At 42.7% G+C, this 15155-nt stretch carries 11 protein-coding genes and 1 tRNA gene; 2 read left to right on the forward strand and 10 right to left on the reverse strand.

Annotation, left to right across the window (positions count from 1 at the left end):
- The first annotated feature begins 1 nt into the window (after window position 1).
- Window positions 2–1063, forward strand: a complete 1062-nt coding sequence (locus tag IEV61_RS09950; RefSeq protein ID WP_188416180.1) for a glycosyltransferase — start codon at window positions 2–4, stop codon at window positions 1061–1063.
- On the opposite strand, the gene IEV61_RS09955 is transcribed toward IEV61_RS09950, so the two are convergent.
- The 9 genes from IEV61_RS09955 to IEV61_RS09990 form a co-directional block, all read right to left on the reverse strand.
- Window positions 1064–1882 carry a glycosyltransferase family 2 protein gene (locus IEV61_RS09955; RefSeq protein ID WP_188416182.1) on the reverse strand — a complete coding sequence of 273 codons (819 nt, stop codon included), beginning with the start codon at window positions 1880–1882 and terminating at the stop codon, window positions 1064–1066.
- A complete protein-coding gene (locus IEV61_RS09960; RefSeq protein WP_188416184.1) occupies window positions 1879–3036 on the reverse strand; it encodes a glycosyltransferase in 1158 nt (385 codons plus the stop codon). The genes IEV61_RS09955 and IEV61_RS09960 overlap by 4 nt, the downstream gene beginning before the upstream one ends.
- Before the next feature lie 576 nt (window positions 3037–3612).
- A complete protein-coding gene (locus IEV61_RS20685) occupies window positions 3613–3738 on the reverse strand; it encodes a hypothetical protein (protein ID WP_262890600.1) in 126 nt (41 codons plus the stop codon).
- A 179-nt stretch (window positions 3739–3917) separates the two neighbouring features.
- Window positions 3918–4004 (reverse strand) — tRNA-Ser (locus IEV61_RS09965).
- Window positions 4005–4208: 204 nt separating this feature from the next.
- Entirely contained in the window at window positions 4209–5624 is a 1416-nt protein-coding gene (locus IEV61_RS09970; RefSeq protein WP_188416186.1) for an efflux transporter outer membrane subunit, read from the reverse strand.
- A 35-nt stretch (window positions 5625–5659) separates the two neighbouring features.
- Window positions 5660–8818, reverse strand: a complete 3159-nt coding sequence (locus IEV61_RS09975; protein WP_188416188.1) for an efflux RND transporter permease subunit — start codon at window positions 8816–8818, stop codon at window positions 5660–5662.
- Between the two features lie 62 nt (window positions 8819–8880).
- The gene (locus IEV61_RS09980) at window positions 8881–10047 is read right to left on the reverse strand and encodes an efflux RND transporter periplasmic adaptor subunit (RefSeq protein ID WP_188416191.1); all 1167 of its coding nucleotides are present in this window, start codon (window positions 10045–10047) and stop codon (window positions 8881–8883) included.
- A 92-nt stretch (window positions 10048–10139) separates the two neighbouring features.
- Window positions 10140–10727: a TetR/AcrR family transcriptional regulator gene (locus IEV61_RS09985; protein ID WP_188416193.1), complete on the reverse strand. Its 588-nt coding sequence runs from the start codon at window positions 10725–10727 to the stop codon at window positions 10140–10142.
- 102 nt (window positions 10728–10829) lie between these two features.
- Window positions 10830–11432, reverse strand: coding sequence for a phosphatase PAP2 family protein (locus tag IEV61_RS09990; protein ID WP_188416195.1), 603 nt, complete (start codon window positions 11430–11432; stop codon window positions 10830–10832).
- A 249-nt stretch (window positions 11433–11681) separates the two neighbouring features.
- On the opposite strand from IEV61_RS09990, the gene IEV61_RS09995 reads away from it, so the two are divergent.
- Window positions 11682–14543, forward strand: a complete 2862-nt coding sequence (locus tag IEV61_RS09995) for a glycosyl hydrolase 115 family protein (protein ID WP_188416197.1) — start codon at window positions 11682–11684, stop codon at window positions 14541–14543.
- A 17-nt stretch (window positions 14544–14560) separates the two neighbouring features.
- Here IEV61_RS09995 and IEV61_RS10000 read toward each other — a convergent pair whose 3' ends face one another.
- Window positions 14561–15001 (reverse strand): response regulator, encoded by a 441-nt coding sequence (locus IEV61_RS10000; RefSeq protein WP_188416199.1) that lies wholly within the window; start codon window positions 14999–15001, stop codon window positions 14561–14563.
- Between the last annotated feature and the right edge of the window lie 154 nt (window positions 15002–15155).

A 15155-nucleotide genomic window follows, 5' to 3' on the forward strand; every position in this document is an offset into this window, starting at 1 on the left:
CATGGATTATCAAATAGGTTATTACGTCCACCATCATGGTTCAGGGCATTTAATGCGTGCATTAGCCATTGCTTCACAGCTTGATGCCAGCGTTACTTTATTAGGCAGTGGGTTAAAACCATATGAACATCTTATTCCGCAAAAGGTAACCTGTATCCATTTGCCCACGGATGTTGAAGATTATCAGGATCAGTGTTACCGTGATGGCAATGCTGTAAATGTATTGCATTATGCTCCTTTAAATGTGAAAGGCATCCGTGACCGTAATAAAATGCTGTGCAACTTCTTTGCATCATCGTTCCCTATGATTTTCATAGTGGATGTATCCGTAGAGGTCGCGTTACTGGCCAGGCTTTGCAGCATTCCAACAATTGTAATGCGGCAGCATGGTCATCGAAACGATCCGGCACATTTAGCCGCCTATCAAAGTGCTTCTTTACTAATTGCTCCTTATGCAAGGCAATTACAGTCGGGCAGTCCAACTTGGGTAGATGATAAATCGTTGTTTTCAGGCGGCTTTAGTAAGTATACTTCTGCTAAATATGCCGTTAACGAAGGGGATCCTAAACAAGTAGCCGTCATGTGTGGAAAAGGTGGTACGAGTTTGTCTTCAGCATTTTTAATTCATCTGGCAAAAAGTTGTCCATTGTATCACTTTCATGGTATTGGAGATATGGGAAAAACAGTAGCGTGTAATATAAAAAACATCACCTTACATGGTGAGCTAAAAGATCCTTTAAAATTATTAGAGAGTTGCCGTATTGTAATTGGTAACGCTGGTCATAATACTGTTATGGAAGTGGCACAACTAAACAAAACATTCATATGCGTTCCTGAGCGGCGGCCATATGACGAACAATTGCACAAAGCCGAAATGATAGCTGCTGTTCATTACGTTAACATCGTATTGCCTGCCGATCTGTATCTTACTGATTGGCCGAAATTACTTGATAACGTTGAGCATGAATCAATCAATTGGAAAGGAATGATTAATCAAAAAGCGCTATACGAAATAGCCTCGGCAGTACATCATTTAGCGGTGGAATCACTTAAAACCTGCTAGTTAAACTTTCAAATACTGTTGTGTTTCGTTCGTAGACGGCGTTCGTAATACTCTAATAGATATACGATCCCATTGAATTAAGCCTAAATCTCTGAATCTAACCAACCAGCCCTCCATAGGCCAGCACTGCCATTTACCATAGAATCTTTGCGCATTATCAACAATATCAACTAAGTGGTTAATTGGAGGAGCGTAACTGGCATGATACTGATGGTAAGCGGTTGCGTTAACACTTGTAATTTTGATTCCTTTATTTCTTGCTGCAAATGCAAAATCAGTGTCTTCACCGCCATAGCCTTCAAAGTTTTCGTCAAACCCGCCAATTTTGTTGAATACAGATTTCGAACAGGCAAAGTTAAGCGACCAAAAAAGCTCGTAGGATATTGATGATAGATTGCCTCTGATAGGGTCGGGCATACTATGTTGGTCTAAATTAGCAGGTGTTAATGGTTGAGTCACAGCATGTTTTGACAGGTAACGTACATGGCCTGATAGTAAAGCACCCATATCCCAATTTACATCATAATCATCAAGTAACGTGGGCGATGGTATACAGTCGACATCTAAGAAAACTATCTTTTCATATTTGGCGTGCCTAACACCATAATTACGAGCTGCAGCAAGCGGCATCGAAACCGGGGAATTTAACTTAACCGCATGAATTGGAAAAGGCATCGCCTTTAATTCATATAAATTTTCATTCATATGCACGATAATTACTTCAGCTGGAAGAACCGAATTAAACATCAGTCCCGCTAATGTATTATCGAGAGCCTCTTTTCTGTCTTTTACTATAGTTATAACGGATATCCCGGTCATGAGGCTATGGGCAACTCAGAAAAATATTTTCTAAAAGTTTTAATTACTTCCGAAATAGGTTGAAGTGCATTTTGCTTTCGCCATTTACCTTGCTCAAGTTCTGTCTCTACCAACTCCCACAACTCGCCAAAGTACTGACATGCGTAAAACTTTCCTTTCAACCAGGCATCGTCCAGCAGAAGTTTTTTGCTGACATTTAGTAGCTGAAGGCGATGGTCGGCAGCATCGTGCCTGCTGCGCCACATTTTTCTAAGCTCACCTTTCAACGTTGTTTTTTTGATAAGTGCCGAAAGGGGTTCAACATGCTGTTGCTGGTTTTCAAGAGTCATATTGCCCCATTGTTGCAATTGTACAGAAAAACCAAACTCAACTTTACCGGCTAGTCTTGCAGAAGTGTAAACTTTAACCTTCGGCGATTTTCGTACTTTGGCATCAATACGGTATAAGGCCTTCCTAAATTCCTCATCTTCAAGGTAGGGAATCGGCGGAATTCTTCCGGCTTTATCGTAGATAGCGCAGGTCACAGCCAGGCTAGGTCCGTAACATTGAAAATGCCTCGGCCAGGGATCTGCCATGCAAGGGTCAAGTATCGATTCAAGCCTGCTTAAATGGTAACGGTAACTTACATCACGTAAGTGATGGATTTTCGATAGCTGGGGTGTGTTTTTAGGGAGTATTCGTCCGCCGACCACATCATTGCCCTGACTAATTTCTTTCAAAATATAATGTACCCAATGCTGATCTACCTGGCTGTCGCCATCGGTAGAAACGATGATACCTTCAGGTTTGCCAATACTCTTAAACCTTTCGTAGGCTTCGTCCATGAGTAGGCGCCTTACCATACCAACATGAGCATCAGTTTTCTGCAGTTCAATTACTGCAACATGTAGTTTGAATTCGGGAAAGCTTCGTTGATATTGCGTTGCTAAATGATGGGTTTGATCAGTGCTATTATTAACTAGTAGTAAAACTTCATAAACACTTTCATCGAGTTGTTCACCATTAGCATCGACCTGAAGCCTCAGCGCATTTAAGGTAAGTATTAGACCATCTTCTTCGTTCTTAACAGGTACAATCACCATCAGTTTAACTTCTGAATGGGGAGGTTCAGTGAATAAGACAGACGGATAATTGTGAGCAAACTTCGTCAGCATTTCAAATAGATTATGCTTTTAACAGCGGTGTCTTGATTAAGTTTGAGTGAAACGTGGGAAGATGTCGATGAGTTAATCAATAAGAAGTTTCATGGAGGATAATTGGCTACATTACTCAGATATTAAATTTGGATTGTTAATATATTTGATATTAGCGAAGTTTTAAATACCGACGAATTAAATTTCATCAAATACCAGAAGATGTTGCCACCGTCAGTCTCTGCCAAACCTAATGGGGAATAATTTAAGCAACGTTTAATTTTGGGGGGTTAAGTTTTCGATTGATCTACTACCAAATGGTTCGCATTGTTTCCAAATTTTGAAGTTTCAAATCAATGAATTAAGCCCTTCGGAAGAGGGTTTAATTTATTATAATGAATTTGAATTCTTTTCAATAACTAAGCGCCTGCTATTATATATTGAAAACGGTATTTCTGTGTTTATCTTAGTTGTGCACTGCTTGTATGAAGAACTGGTGTTTGTCCGTATGTAGGTAATTCATAACCGAAAATCTATCAGATTCAAATTTCAGATCAATTCGACTCAAAGGCTGCCGAAATTCAAGTGGCGTAAGTACTATTTTGATCTTGAACAATTGCCAAATGAGTTCAGATGCTTAAAGCCCAGTTCATAGGCGATCTCGCTCAAGGATGCTTTGGAAGTCTTCAATATCTTTTTGGCTTTTTCTAACAGTTTTTTCATGGATATGTAGTCTTCCTTTTGAGAAATAAAGAGGCTTCGTGGGTGTGCTGTAATAACGCACCGAAATGCGTACACATTTGAAGTGCTTTAGTGCATAAAAAAGCAATTTCAACACTAAAATGAAATCCTGCAAATCATTGATTTGCAGGATTTTATCTATTTAAAAAAACTGCTATCTGCGGAGAGAGAGGGATTCAAACCCCCGGTACCTTTAACAGTACACCTGATTTCGAATCAGGCACATTCGATCACTCTGACATCTCTCCTGAACCTTTTTTCAAAGCGCATCAAACTTAACAATTTTCTTTCATACACAGTGCTTAACATCGACTGGCTAAACGGCCTGTCTTATTTTAACGGCTGTAATACAAGTGAATAATTTATTTTTTTCTAATTGCACGTTACATAAAGGCAATATAAATATTCATTGGCATCACTGTATTGAACCATGATGCCAATGAATATCCAGGTTATTGTTTCCAGCCTCCGCCAAGGGCTTTGTACAGGTTTACTATGGCCTGCAACTCTTGCAGCCTGTCGTTAACACTGCTTAACTGTGCGCTCAGTAAGCTTTGTTCTGAGGTTAGTACATCAGTGTAGTTGGTTGATGAACTGTAGCGTAGCAATTCTTTCGTATAATCAACCGCTTTCTCTAAGGCTTTAAGTTGTTTGGCTCTTGAGTTTTGCTTTTCTACTGCGGTTTGGTAAGCATACAAGGCATTAGACACCTCGCTGCCGGCAGTAAGTAATGACTGCTGGAAGGCGTAATAAGCTTCCTGCTGTTGTGCTTGAGCTATCCGTAACCTCGATTTATTTAGCCCTTTGTTAAATATAGGCTGCGTAAGGCCGCCAACAATATTATAAAATATAGAGTTGTCGAACAGGCTTTTGATCCTTAACGATGATACGCCACCCTGTGCCGTAATGGTTAGTGAGGGGTAAAAGTAAGCGCGTGCCACATTAGTGTTTTCAAATGCACTTCGGAACGAATACTCAGCCTGCTGCACGTCAGGGCGATTTTTTAACAGTTGCGACGGCACACCTGTTTGCAGGTTTTGGTAGGGTACCTGCTCGGTGAGCGAGGCACGTTTGATGCTGCCCGGACTTCTGGCCAAGAGAATACTTAGCGAATTTTCTGTTTCGCGGATACTGCGTTTCAGGTCGGGGATGGTTACTTCGGCTGCATAGCGGTTAGCCTCGCTTTGCACTACCGCCGCACCGGTAACAATGGCACCCTCTTTTAAAGCTTTCATCGTTTCCACATCAGTAATGCGGTTTTTTAGCGTTTGCTCGGTTATTTGCAGTTGTTTGTCTAATGCCAGCAAGTTATAATAGCTGTTGGCAATATTGGCAATTAACTGAGTTTGTACAGCACGTTTGGCCGCATCAGTTTGTAATAAACCGGCTAAAGCCTGCCTTTTTGCACTGCTGAGCTTACCCCAAATGTCGGCTTCCCAACTGGTATTTAAACCGGCCTGGTAAGTAGTGGTTACTAAATTAAAAGCGCCTGCAAACTCAGGCGGAAAGTTTAAGCCTGCTGCCGATTGTTTGGCACGCGTAGCTTGAACGCTACCGCTTAAACTCGGCAAAAACGCAGCCTTGCTTTGCTGTAAATTAGCTTGCGCTTCGTTAATGCGCTGTACGGCCGTTTTCAAATCAAGGTTTTCACGCAAACCTTCGTTGATCAGGTTTTGTAAAACGGTATCTGTAAACAACTGGTTTACGGGCAGGTTGGCTATAGTGGTAGTATCGGTAACGGTGGTGTCGCGGTACAATTTACCTTTAAAATCCAATCCCGGCTGCTGGTATTTTTTGGTTACGCAAGAGGCCAATAGCAGTGCTGCTGCCAGCACGGCATAGGCTTTCTTTTTATCTATGGTGATCATTGTTGGTGATGTGTTCAATGGTGAATGAATGCGGTTTAAATTACCTCAAGCTTTGGAGTGCTGTCGGTATCCTCTGGTGTCGGTCTGCCGCTGATACGTTCTTGCAGCGATTGGAAGATGATAAATAGTACCGGTATAACAAATATGCCAAATACAGTACCTATTAACATACCACCCACAGCACCGGTACCAATAGAACGGTTACCTTCGGCACCCGCGCCAGATGCCAGCATCAACGGCACTAAACCCAGGATGAAGGCAAACGAGGTCATTAAGATAGGTCGTAAACGGGCAACTGCACCGTTAATAGCCGCTTGTACAATGCTCTCACCTTCGCGGCGGCGTGCTACGGCAAATTCCACAATCAGAATCGCATTCTTGGCTAACAAACCAATGAGCATAATGAGCGTAATTTGCAGGTAAATGTTGTTCTCGATTTTAAAGATCCAGGCAAATAAAAATGCACCGGCCAAACCTATTGGTAGTGAAAGTAATACAGCAAAAGGCAATATATAACTCTCATACTGAGCACTTAATAAGAAGTATACAAAGATCAAACACAAAGCAAAAATGAAAACGGTTTGGCTGCCACTGGCCAGTTCCTCACGGGTTAAACCCGAAAATTCAAAGCCATAGCCTGCGGGTAACGTTTTGGCTGCAACCTCTTGGATAGCCTTAATGGCATCGCCAGAACTAAAGCCCGGTTTAGGTGCACCTGTTACCGATATGGATGTGAACAAGTTAAAACGGTTAATAGACTCAGGACCATAAACCTTGTTAAGCGTTACGAACTCCGAAATAGGGGCCATCACATTATTGGCGTTGCGCACGTAGATGTTGTTTAAGCTTTCTGGCGTACCGCGATATTGAGCATCGGCTTGTATCATTACACGGTATTGCTTGCCAAACTCATTAAAGTTGGATGCATACAAACCACCGTAATAACCTTGCAGCGTACCTAAAACCGCGTTAACTGTTAAGCCGGCTTCTTTACACTTGGCTACATTAACATCAACCTCGTACTGCGGAAAGTTAGTGTTAAAGAAAGTCGAAGCGTATTGTATCTCCGGGCGCTGACTAAGGGCCGCCAAAAACTTACCGTTCACTTCCGAAAACTTACTGATGTTACCGCCTGTACGGTCTTGTACCTGGAACTCAAAACCATTACTGGTACCAAAACCCTGTAAGGTTGGTGGCGCAAAAAAGATAATTCGCGCACCTTTAATATTACCCGTCATGCCGAAAAGCTTGCCGGTAACGCTTGTAATGTCAGAGCCTTTACCGCCTCGTTTATCCCAGGGCTTGAGTTTAATTAACATCATACCGTACGAACCGCCGGCACCGCTCAATAAACCTTGTCCTGCAATACGGGTAACCGTTTCTACCTCAGGTAATGTACGCGCTATGCTGGCCACATGGTTAACGATCTCGGTAGTACGTTCGAGCGATGAAGATGGCGGGAGCGATACGTCGCCCATGATGAAGCTTTGATCTTCGTTAGGCACAAAGCCTGATGGTGTTGTTTTCAGCAGGAACCAGAATAAAACTCCGAAAAGAGCGATACCGCCAATGGCAACCCATTTTCTACCGATCAGGAAATTAACCGATTTTTTGTATTTGCCGGTCAACGAATCAAAACCTGCATTGAAGGCCGTGTAAAAGCGCTGTAAAAACCCGCTTTTATGATGCTCACCTTCGGGATGAGGTTTCAGCAATAAGGCGCATAAAGCGGGACTTAGTGTAAGGGCGTTTACGGCCGAAATTAAGATGGCAATGGCCAGCGTTAAACCGAACTGTTTGTAGAATACACCCGCCGAACCTGTAATAAACGACACCGGGATAAAGACAGCTGCCATAACCAGGGTAATAGAAATAATAGCTCCGCTAATTTCACCCATGGCCTCGGTAGTAGCATTCTTGGCCGATTTGGCACCGTTATCTAACTTGGCATGTACAGCCTCCACCACCACAATAGCATCATCCACCACAATACCTATGGCCAAAACCAAGGCAAATAGCGTGAGCAAATTAATGGTAAAACCAAATAGCTGAAGGAAAAAGAAAGTACCTACAATAGCTACTGGCACGGCAATAGCCGGGATGAGTGTAGAACGGAAATCTTGCAAGAAAACAAATACCACGATAAATACGAGCACAAAGGCTTCAATAAGTGTATGGATCACCTTCTCAATAGATGCATCCAAAAACTCATTCACATCGAACATGTTACTGTACGATACGCCTGGAGGGAACGTTTTGGCGGCCTGGTCAATAGCAGCCTGGCAATTTTGAATAAGCTCGTGTGCGTTGGAACCTGCGGTTTGAAAAATAGCGATACCGATACCCGGTTTACCATCGGTAAGGGTATTGCTCGAGTAGCTTTGAGCGCCTAATTCAACCCTTGCTACGTCTTTAAGGCGCAGTAACTGACCGTTATTGGTAGCGCGCACCACAATGTTTTCAAACTCGGTTGGGCTTTTTAACCGGCCTTTATATTTAAGCACATACTCAAACGATTGATTGCTGTTTTCGCCTAATTTACCCGGAGCTGCTTCAATGTTTTGCTCAGCCAGGGCTGCGTTTACGTCATCGGGTATTAAGCCGTAGGTACTCATTACATCAGGCTTTAGCCATATACGCATGGAGTAATCTTGCAAACCAAATACGCTGGCTTCACCTACACCGTTAATACGCTTAATTTGTGGTAACAGGTTAATATTGGCGTAATTCTGTAAGAAGGTTTGGTCGTACGATGGATTTTTACTGTGCAGTGTAAATACCATTACCATACTGCTTTGGCGCTTACTGGTGGTAACACCAGCCTTGGTTACTTCGGCCGGTAGCAAGCTGGTTGCTTTCGATACCCGGTTTTGTACGTTTACCGCAGCCAAATCGGGGTCGGTGCCTAATTTAAAGTAAACGGTAATGGTAGCTGTACCGCTGTTGCTGGCAGTAGAGGTCATGTAGGTCATGTTCTCTACACCGTTAATTTGCTCTTCGAGCGGTACAATAACACTGTTCATGACCACCTCGGCGTTGGCGCCCTGGTAAGAGGCCGAAACCTGCACCGTTGGCGGCGCAATTTCGGGATACTGGGATATGGGCAGCGTGGTTAGTCCCAAAATACCCAGAATAACTATGATGACCGATATAACGGTAGATAGTACCGGTCTTTCAATAAATATGCGTAACATAAATATGTTTTTACGTTGAAAAGTGTAGCAGAAGCTTCATGCTTTCTGCTTAATAAATTAGGTTAGTTCTGGTATACTTTGCTGTCGGCTTGCATCTCGGGCTTAATGGTCATGGCATCCTGCAGGTTCGAGGTGCCTTCTAAAACCACGGTGTCGCCCGCTTTTACACCTGCGGTAACCACGAAGAACTGACCGCTTGCCTGGTTCATAATTTGTATTTCGGTGCTTTTTACCTTACCGCCTGCATCAACCACATACACAAAGTGTTTGCCCTGTAGCTCGTAGGTAGATTTTTGAGGAACCAGTATAGCATTGGTGAATGCTTGCGGTATGCGCACCGTAGCGCTTCCACCACTGCGAATAAGGCGTACTGGGTTAGGAAACGATGCCCTGAAACTTGCCGAACCTGTTTCGGTATTAATTAATCCGCTTATGGTTTCTACCCGTCCTTTTTCAGGGTAATTTGTACCGTCAGACAAGATTAATGATACCGGCGGAAGCTTGCTCAGTTTAGCATCGAGCGTGCGGCCTTCATAATGGCGTGAAAAATCGAGCAATTGCTTTTCATTCAGGGAAAAGTAAGCGTAAACATTACCAATGTTTGATACCGTGGTTAATGGCTGTGCTGTGTTGCTGTTAATTAAGCTACCTAATTTATAAGGAATGGTACCTACCACGCCGTTTACCGGGCTGGTTACTGTAGTATAACCCAAATTAGTTCTGGCGTTAGCTAAGTTTGCTTTGGCTTGTTTTAAGGCAGCTCTGCGTGCTTGTAAAGTTAACTGGGCAGATTCTAATTCGTAGTGGCTGATGATGTCTTTTTCAACCAGTGGTTTGGTTTTGTTTACTTGTAACTGGGCTGTGCTAACATCGGCTTCGGCACTGCTTACCGCCCCGGCGGCATTATTAACCTCTTGCGCGTACTGTGGTGCACTGATGCGGAAAAGCACCTGGCCTTTTTTTACCACCGATCCTTCGTCAATATAAATTTGTTCAATATAGCCGTCAATTTTTGGCCGTATCTCTATGTTTTGCTGCCCTTGTAAGGTAGCCGGGTAATCGCTGTTAAGCGTTGTATTTTGAGGCGATATTTTAAACACCGGGAAACTTTGTACAGGTGGGGCACCACCCGCCGGTGCGCCGCCTCCCTGGGTTTGGTTGTTACCGCAAGCGGAGAGCAGGAGTAAGGCCGAGCTTATAAAAAAAGCAGAGAGTGCCTGAGTTTTCATATTCAGATTGATTTTTGAGGATAAATACATAGGATGCTAAAGTATAGTTGATTATTTAGTTTGACAATTTTGTCAATCATTGGGTAAGAAAATTATTTAAATATCATTTTACAGATCAATTTTTTTCTCTCGATGATGAGATTTTTAAAAGCCTTGTCAGAAAGTTTGAAGAACTGTTTATAAAGCGGTGACATAACCAGCGGATAAGCCATTAAAGAAAATAAATTCATCATGAAATGTATAGGATTCATGGTTTCGATGTTGCCTGCCACCATTTCTGATTCTATCTGTTTTAGAAAAGATTTCAGCTTGGCAGTTTTGTATTCATTGTAGATAACACTATTTGCCGAATTGATCTCTGTAATGAGGAAAGTTTCCTGATAGGGGAAAGCCATAGCTTCGGTTACAAAAACGTCTATCAGGTTTTCCATTTTTTCTTTAAACGGCCGGTCGGCATCCATCACATTATCAAGCCTGCTTCCCAGCTCATCCATAGCATCTTTAAAAACAATATTAATGAGCTGATCTTTAGAGCGGAAGTAGTAGTGCAACAGCGTGCGGCTTACGCCGGCTGCATTGGCAATATCCTGCGTGGTGGAGTGTAATTTGCCCTCTGCAAAGAAGATTCGTTTTGCGGTATCTTTAATGAGTTGCTCGGTGCCTTTATCTTTGATTGCCATAATGTTTTACAAAAATGTCAAACATTAATGAAAATTCGAGGGTAGGAGATACGATTTAGCACTTTCTTAACACAAATATGAACTGCTCGTGACCAAACGCAGCTACTGGACAGCTTGTTTGGGTTTTACAAATTGCATGGAGACCGCCGTGGCCGGGCCTAATAGCAAACCTGCGGCCACATCGGTAGGGTAATGAACGCCTAAATACATACGCCCATAACTGGTGGCGCCTGCCCAGGCAAAAGAAGGGATGATGACGTACCATTTAGGATAGGCAATAGACAAAGCCGTGGCCGTACTCATGGTAGACGAAGTATGGCCCGAGGGAAAGGAATAACGGTTAGCCTCGTAAACCGGTACAATAGTTATATTTCTGATAAAAGGCCGCCTTCTCTTAGCCAAACCTTTAATAATAGCGTTGAGGCCGTAACTTACTAACGTACTGCTGGCTATATAGACGGCATTCTGACGCATTTCTTTGTTATTGCCTATTGTGCCGCCTAACAGCAGGCCCACCGGTATGGCTGTATTAATGATCTTATAATTGCGCGATAAGAACATGTATATGTTAGTTTGACCGGGGGTACGCGACTTAGCCAGATCGAGCAATACCTGATCGTCGTAGTATTGCAACGTGCGTTGGGCACTTAGTTTTAAAGGTAGTAAGAGTATGCAAAAAATTATCCAGCTGTGCTGCAATTTCATTATCTATTGATTTTACGGATAGTACAGATGAAGTATAAAGTTACAGCCATTAAACTTATTAAGTGTATAATAAACTAATTACTCAATTTGGTTGTGGCTAATTACAGCCTTTAGTCGGCAACAAAGTTAGCTTAAACCGCTACTAATATAGTTTTCTACCGGCAACGGGTAAAATCAATAGCCTTTACATCGGCACAATTTGGTAATATTGGATTTTAAAAATCAATACTTCTCAAACCGTCTGTCTTTATGAGTAGAAGAAACTTCAAGTTTGTGTTTTTTGTCCTTTGCTTATTCAGCTTCAATGCAGCAGTTGCCAAAGAGTTTACGATAGTTAGCAAGACTACCGAAACCTGCATTGTATACGATGCCAAAGGGAGCAAGCTTGATTCTATAGCCGCCTATTTATTACAGCAGGATATAAAAATGGTATCGGGCTATGTAGCTCCGGTGTACAATAATCTTAATAAAGCCAACGGTAATTGCATTATAATTGGTCAAATAAATTCTGCGCTGCTGAAAAGCCTGACGCAGGGAAAAAATGGAACCCTTGTACAACTTGAGGGCAAGTGGGAATGCTATGGTTACAAAGTTGTAAGCAAGCCCACCGCCCGCATTAACCAGGCGTTGATCATTGCAGGTAGCGATAGCCGGGGTACAGCTTATGGTGTGTTTAGCCTTTCCGAACAAATAGGAGTAAACCCGTGGTATTGGTGGGCCGATGTAAAGCCCCCCAGTAAGGCAAGTATAAGCCTAAATGTTATAGAAACAGTGTCGGCACCACCATCGGTTAAGTACCGGGGCATCTTTATAAATGATGAAGACTGGGGTTTACAGCCATGGGCTGCCAAAACTTTTGAACCCGAAACCGGCGACATTGGCCCGAAAACCTATGCCAAATTATTTGAACTTTTGCTGCGTTTAAAAGCCAATTTGATTTGGCCGGCCATGCATCCCAGCACTAAAGCATTTTACTCGTACCCCGGTAATAAAAAGATAGCGGCCGATTATGATATTGTGGTGGGCTCCTCGCACGCCGAACCTATGTTGCGCAATAACGTTGGCGAATGGAATGAGAAAACCATGGGGCATTTCAATTATATCACCAATAAACAGCAGGTTTATAATTACTGGGAAAGCCGTGTAAAAGAAAGCAGCACCAACCAGGCCATTTATACTATGGGGATGCGCGGTGTTCATGATAGTGGGATGGAAGGGGTAAAAGGGCCGAAAGAAGCGGTGCCACTGCTGGAACAAATTATAGCCGACCAGCGCGGCTTGTTCCAAAAGTATATTAACCCCGATGCTACAAAAGTACCTCAGGTTTTTACCGCATACAAAGAAGTATTGGATGTTTACGATAACGGCTTAAAAGTGCCCGAAGACATTACCTTGGTTTGGCCCGATGATAATTACGGTTACATTCAACGGCTAAGTAATCCGCAGGAACGTAAACGGAAAGGTGGCTCTGGTGTTTACTACCATGCATCTTACTGGGGACGCCCGCATGACTATTTATGGTTGAGTACCACGCATCCGGCACTCATCAGGGAAGAAATGACTAAGGCTTACGAGTTGGATGCCCGAAACGTTTGGGTGATTAACGTGGGTGATATTAAGCCTTCAGAATATAATATCCAGTTATTTATGGACATGGCTTATCAAATTAAGCCTTTTCAAAACAGCGCTTACTCAAAAATGCATTTGACAAACTGGGCAGGTAAGATTTTTGGAGATGCTAATGCAGCTGCAATCGGCAGTTTGATGTGGCAGTATTACAATTTGGCCTTTGAGCGCAAGCCCGAATTTATGGGCTGGAGCCAAACCGAACCTACTACGCCGGTAAACATGACGGCTTACAACCATTACCAGTATGGCGACCAAGCCCAACGACGGATTAACAGCTATGCTGCGCTGGAAAGTAATGCCAGATCAATTAAGTCGCTCATTAAAGAAGATCAACAAGATGCTTTTTACGAACTGGTTTATTACCCCGTGGTGGGTTCATCGTTGATGAACAAAAAGTTTTTATACCGTGATAAGGCTTTACTATATGCCGGTGAAGGACGTTTAAGTGCCGAAAACTATGCACAGCTGTCGGATAGCGCTTATAAAGAAATTGCGAAGGAAACGCGGTACTACAACGAAAAGCTGGCTAACGGTAAATGGGCTAACATAATGTCAATGAAACCACGGGATCTGCCGGTTTACCAGGAGCCCAAATTAGAGGTGAATGTTAAGCAGCAACCTGTAAGCTGGCAGGTAAGGCCCGAAGGCTATGCTATTAAAGATTCTCTTTATAACCTTATACTGCCCACGTTTAGTCAGGCAGCCGCTCAGCCATATTTTTTAGATGTTTATTTATGCAAGCCCGAAGCATTGGATTTTACAATAACGGCATCGCAAAAATGGATCAGGGTTTCAAAGCAGACTGGTAAATTGTTGCCTGATGGCAGCCAAAGCCAGCAACGTATATGGGTGAGTATTGATTGGGACAGCGTACCGAAAGATGGAAAATTACAGGGACAAGTAGTGGTTAATGCGGGTAACAGAAGCGTGAGCATTGCTGTTGAAGCCTTGCGTAACCAACTCACTGCTGATTATAAAGCTAACGGTTACATTAGCATGAATGCTGCTGATTATAGCGCAAAAACTAATTCGGTTTCAAAAAGCTGGACCGTTATTGAAGGCTTGGGGTACGCTGGCAAAAGTTTGCAGGCTGTTCCCTTCACCGCCGCAGTACCTGATACCAGCGCTTCGGCTATAAAAAATAATCCAAGCGTGACTTATGATTTCTATACGCAGGCAAGCAAGCCGGCCGAGGTAAAAGTTTACACTTTGCCAACGTTCCCGGTAAATAATAGTTTTGGGATGCGTTATGCGGTAAGTGTTGATGATGGACCGTTAACAATACTTAATTTCAAGACTGTAGGACGCAGTAATGAGTGGAAGCAAAACGTGTTAAGCAACACAACCATGCGCTCGGTAAAATTAAGTGCATTACCTGCGGGTAAGCATCAATTAAAGATATATATGATTGACCCGGGGGTAGTTTTAAACCGTATAATTATTGATTTTGGCGGCTTAAAACCTTTTTATGGGAAACTATAATTAGTTTGATATTGTGCTTAAGCTACGTTAGCGTGTTTTTCATACATCATTCGCAAAATCTCCGGTCTCATAGGTTTTGATATAAAATCGGTCACGAAAGAGTATGAACTCGATCTTGCCTTATCAGCCGGATCTATAGAGGATGAAAAAACATAAACGTAAACCGGCTTCTTAAACTGCGTATAAACCGATTCCAAATGCTGAAGGAAATCCCATCCATTAAAATCCGGCATCTGCAGGTCTAACAGGATCACGTCGGGTGTACAAACCTCTGTATCATCTTCTTGAGTCAGTAAATTGAGCATCATGCGCGCATCCGAAAAATGCGTTGCATTTGAAAATAACTGGTAGCGCTCGCACAATTTTTTAAAAATGAGGTGCTCCATGGGGTTATCATCAATCATGGCCAGGCGGCAGTTGCCCTGAGGCGTATTTTTTACTAAAGAGCTTGAGTACATAGTATGCGTCTACAGTTTAAATTCGTCAAGTACACGTTGTCAGGGGCAAACGTATAGTGCATTGAACGTAATTGTAGCAATTTACTTACAAAAGAACGCAGGTTATGTTTAAAATTTTATCAATTTATACTATATTAAACTTTTAAGAAAAACT

The sequence above is a fragment of the Mucilaginibacter galii genome, assembly GCF_014635825.1.
Taxonomy (GTDB): Bacteria; Bacteroidota; Bacteroidia; order Sphingobacteriales; family Sphingobacteriaceae; genus Mucilaginibacter; species Mucilaginibacter galii.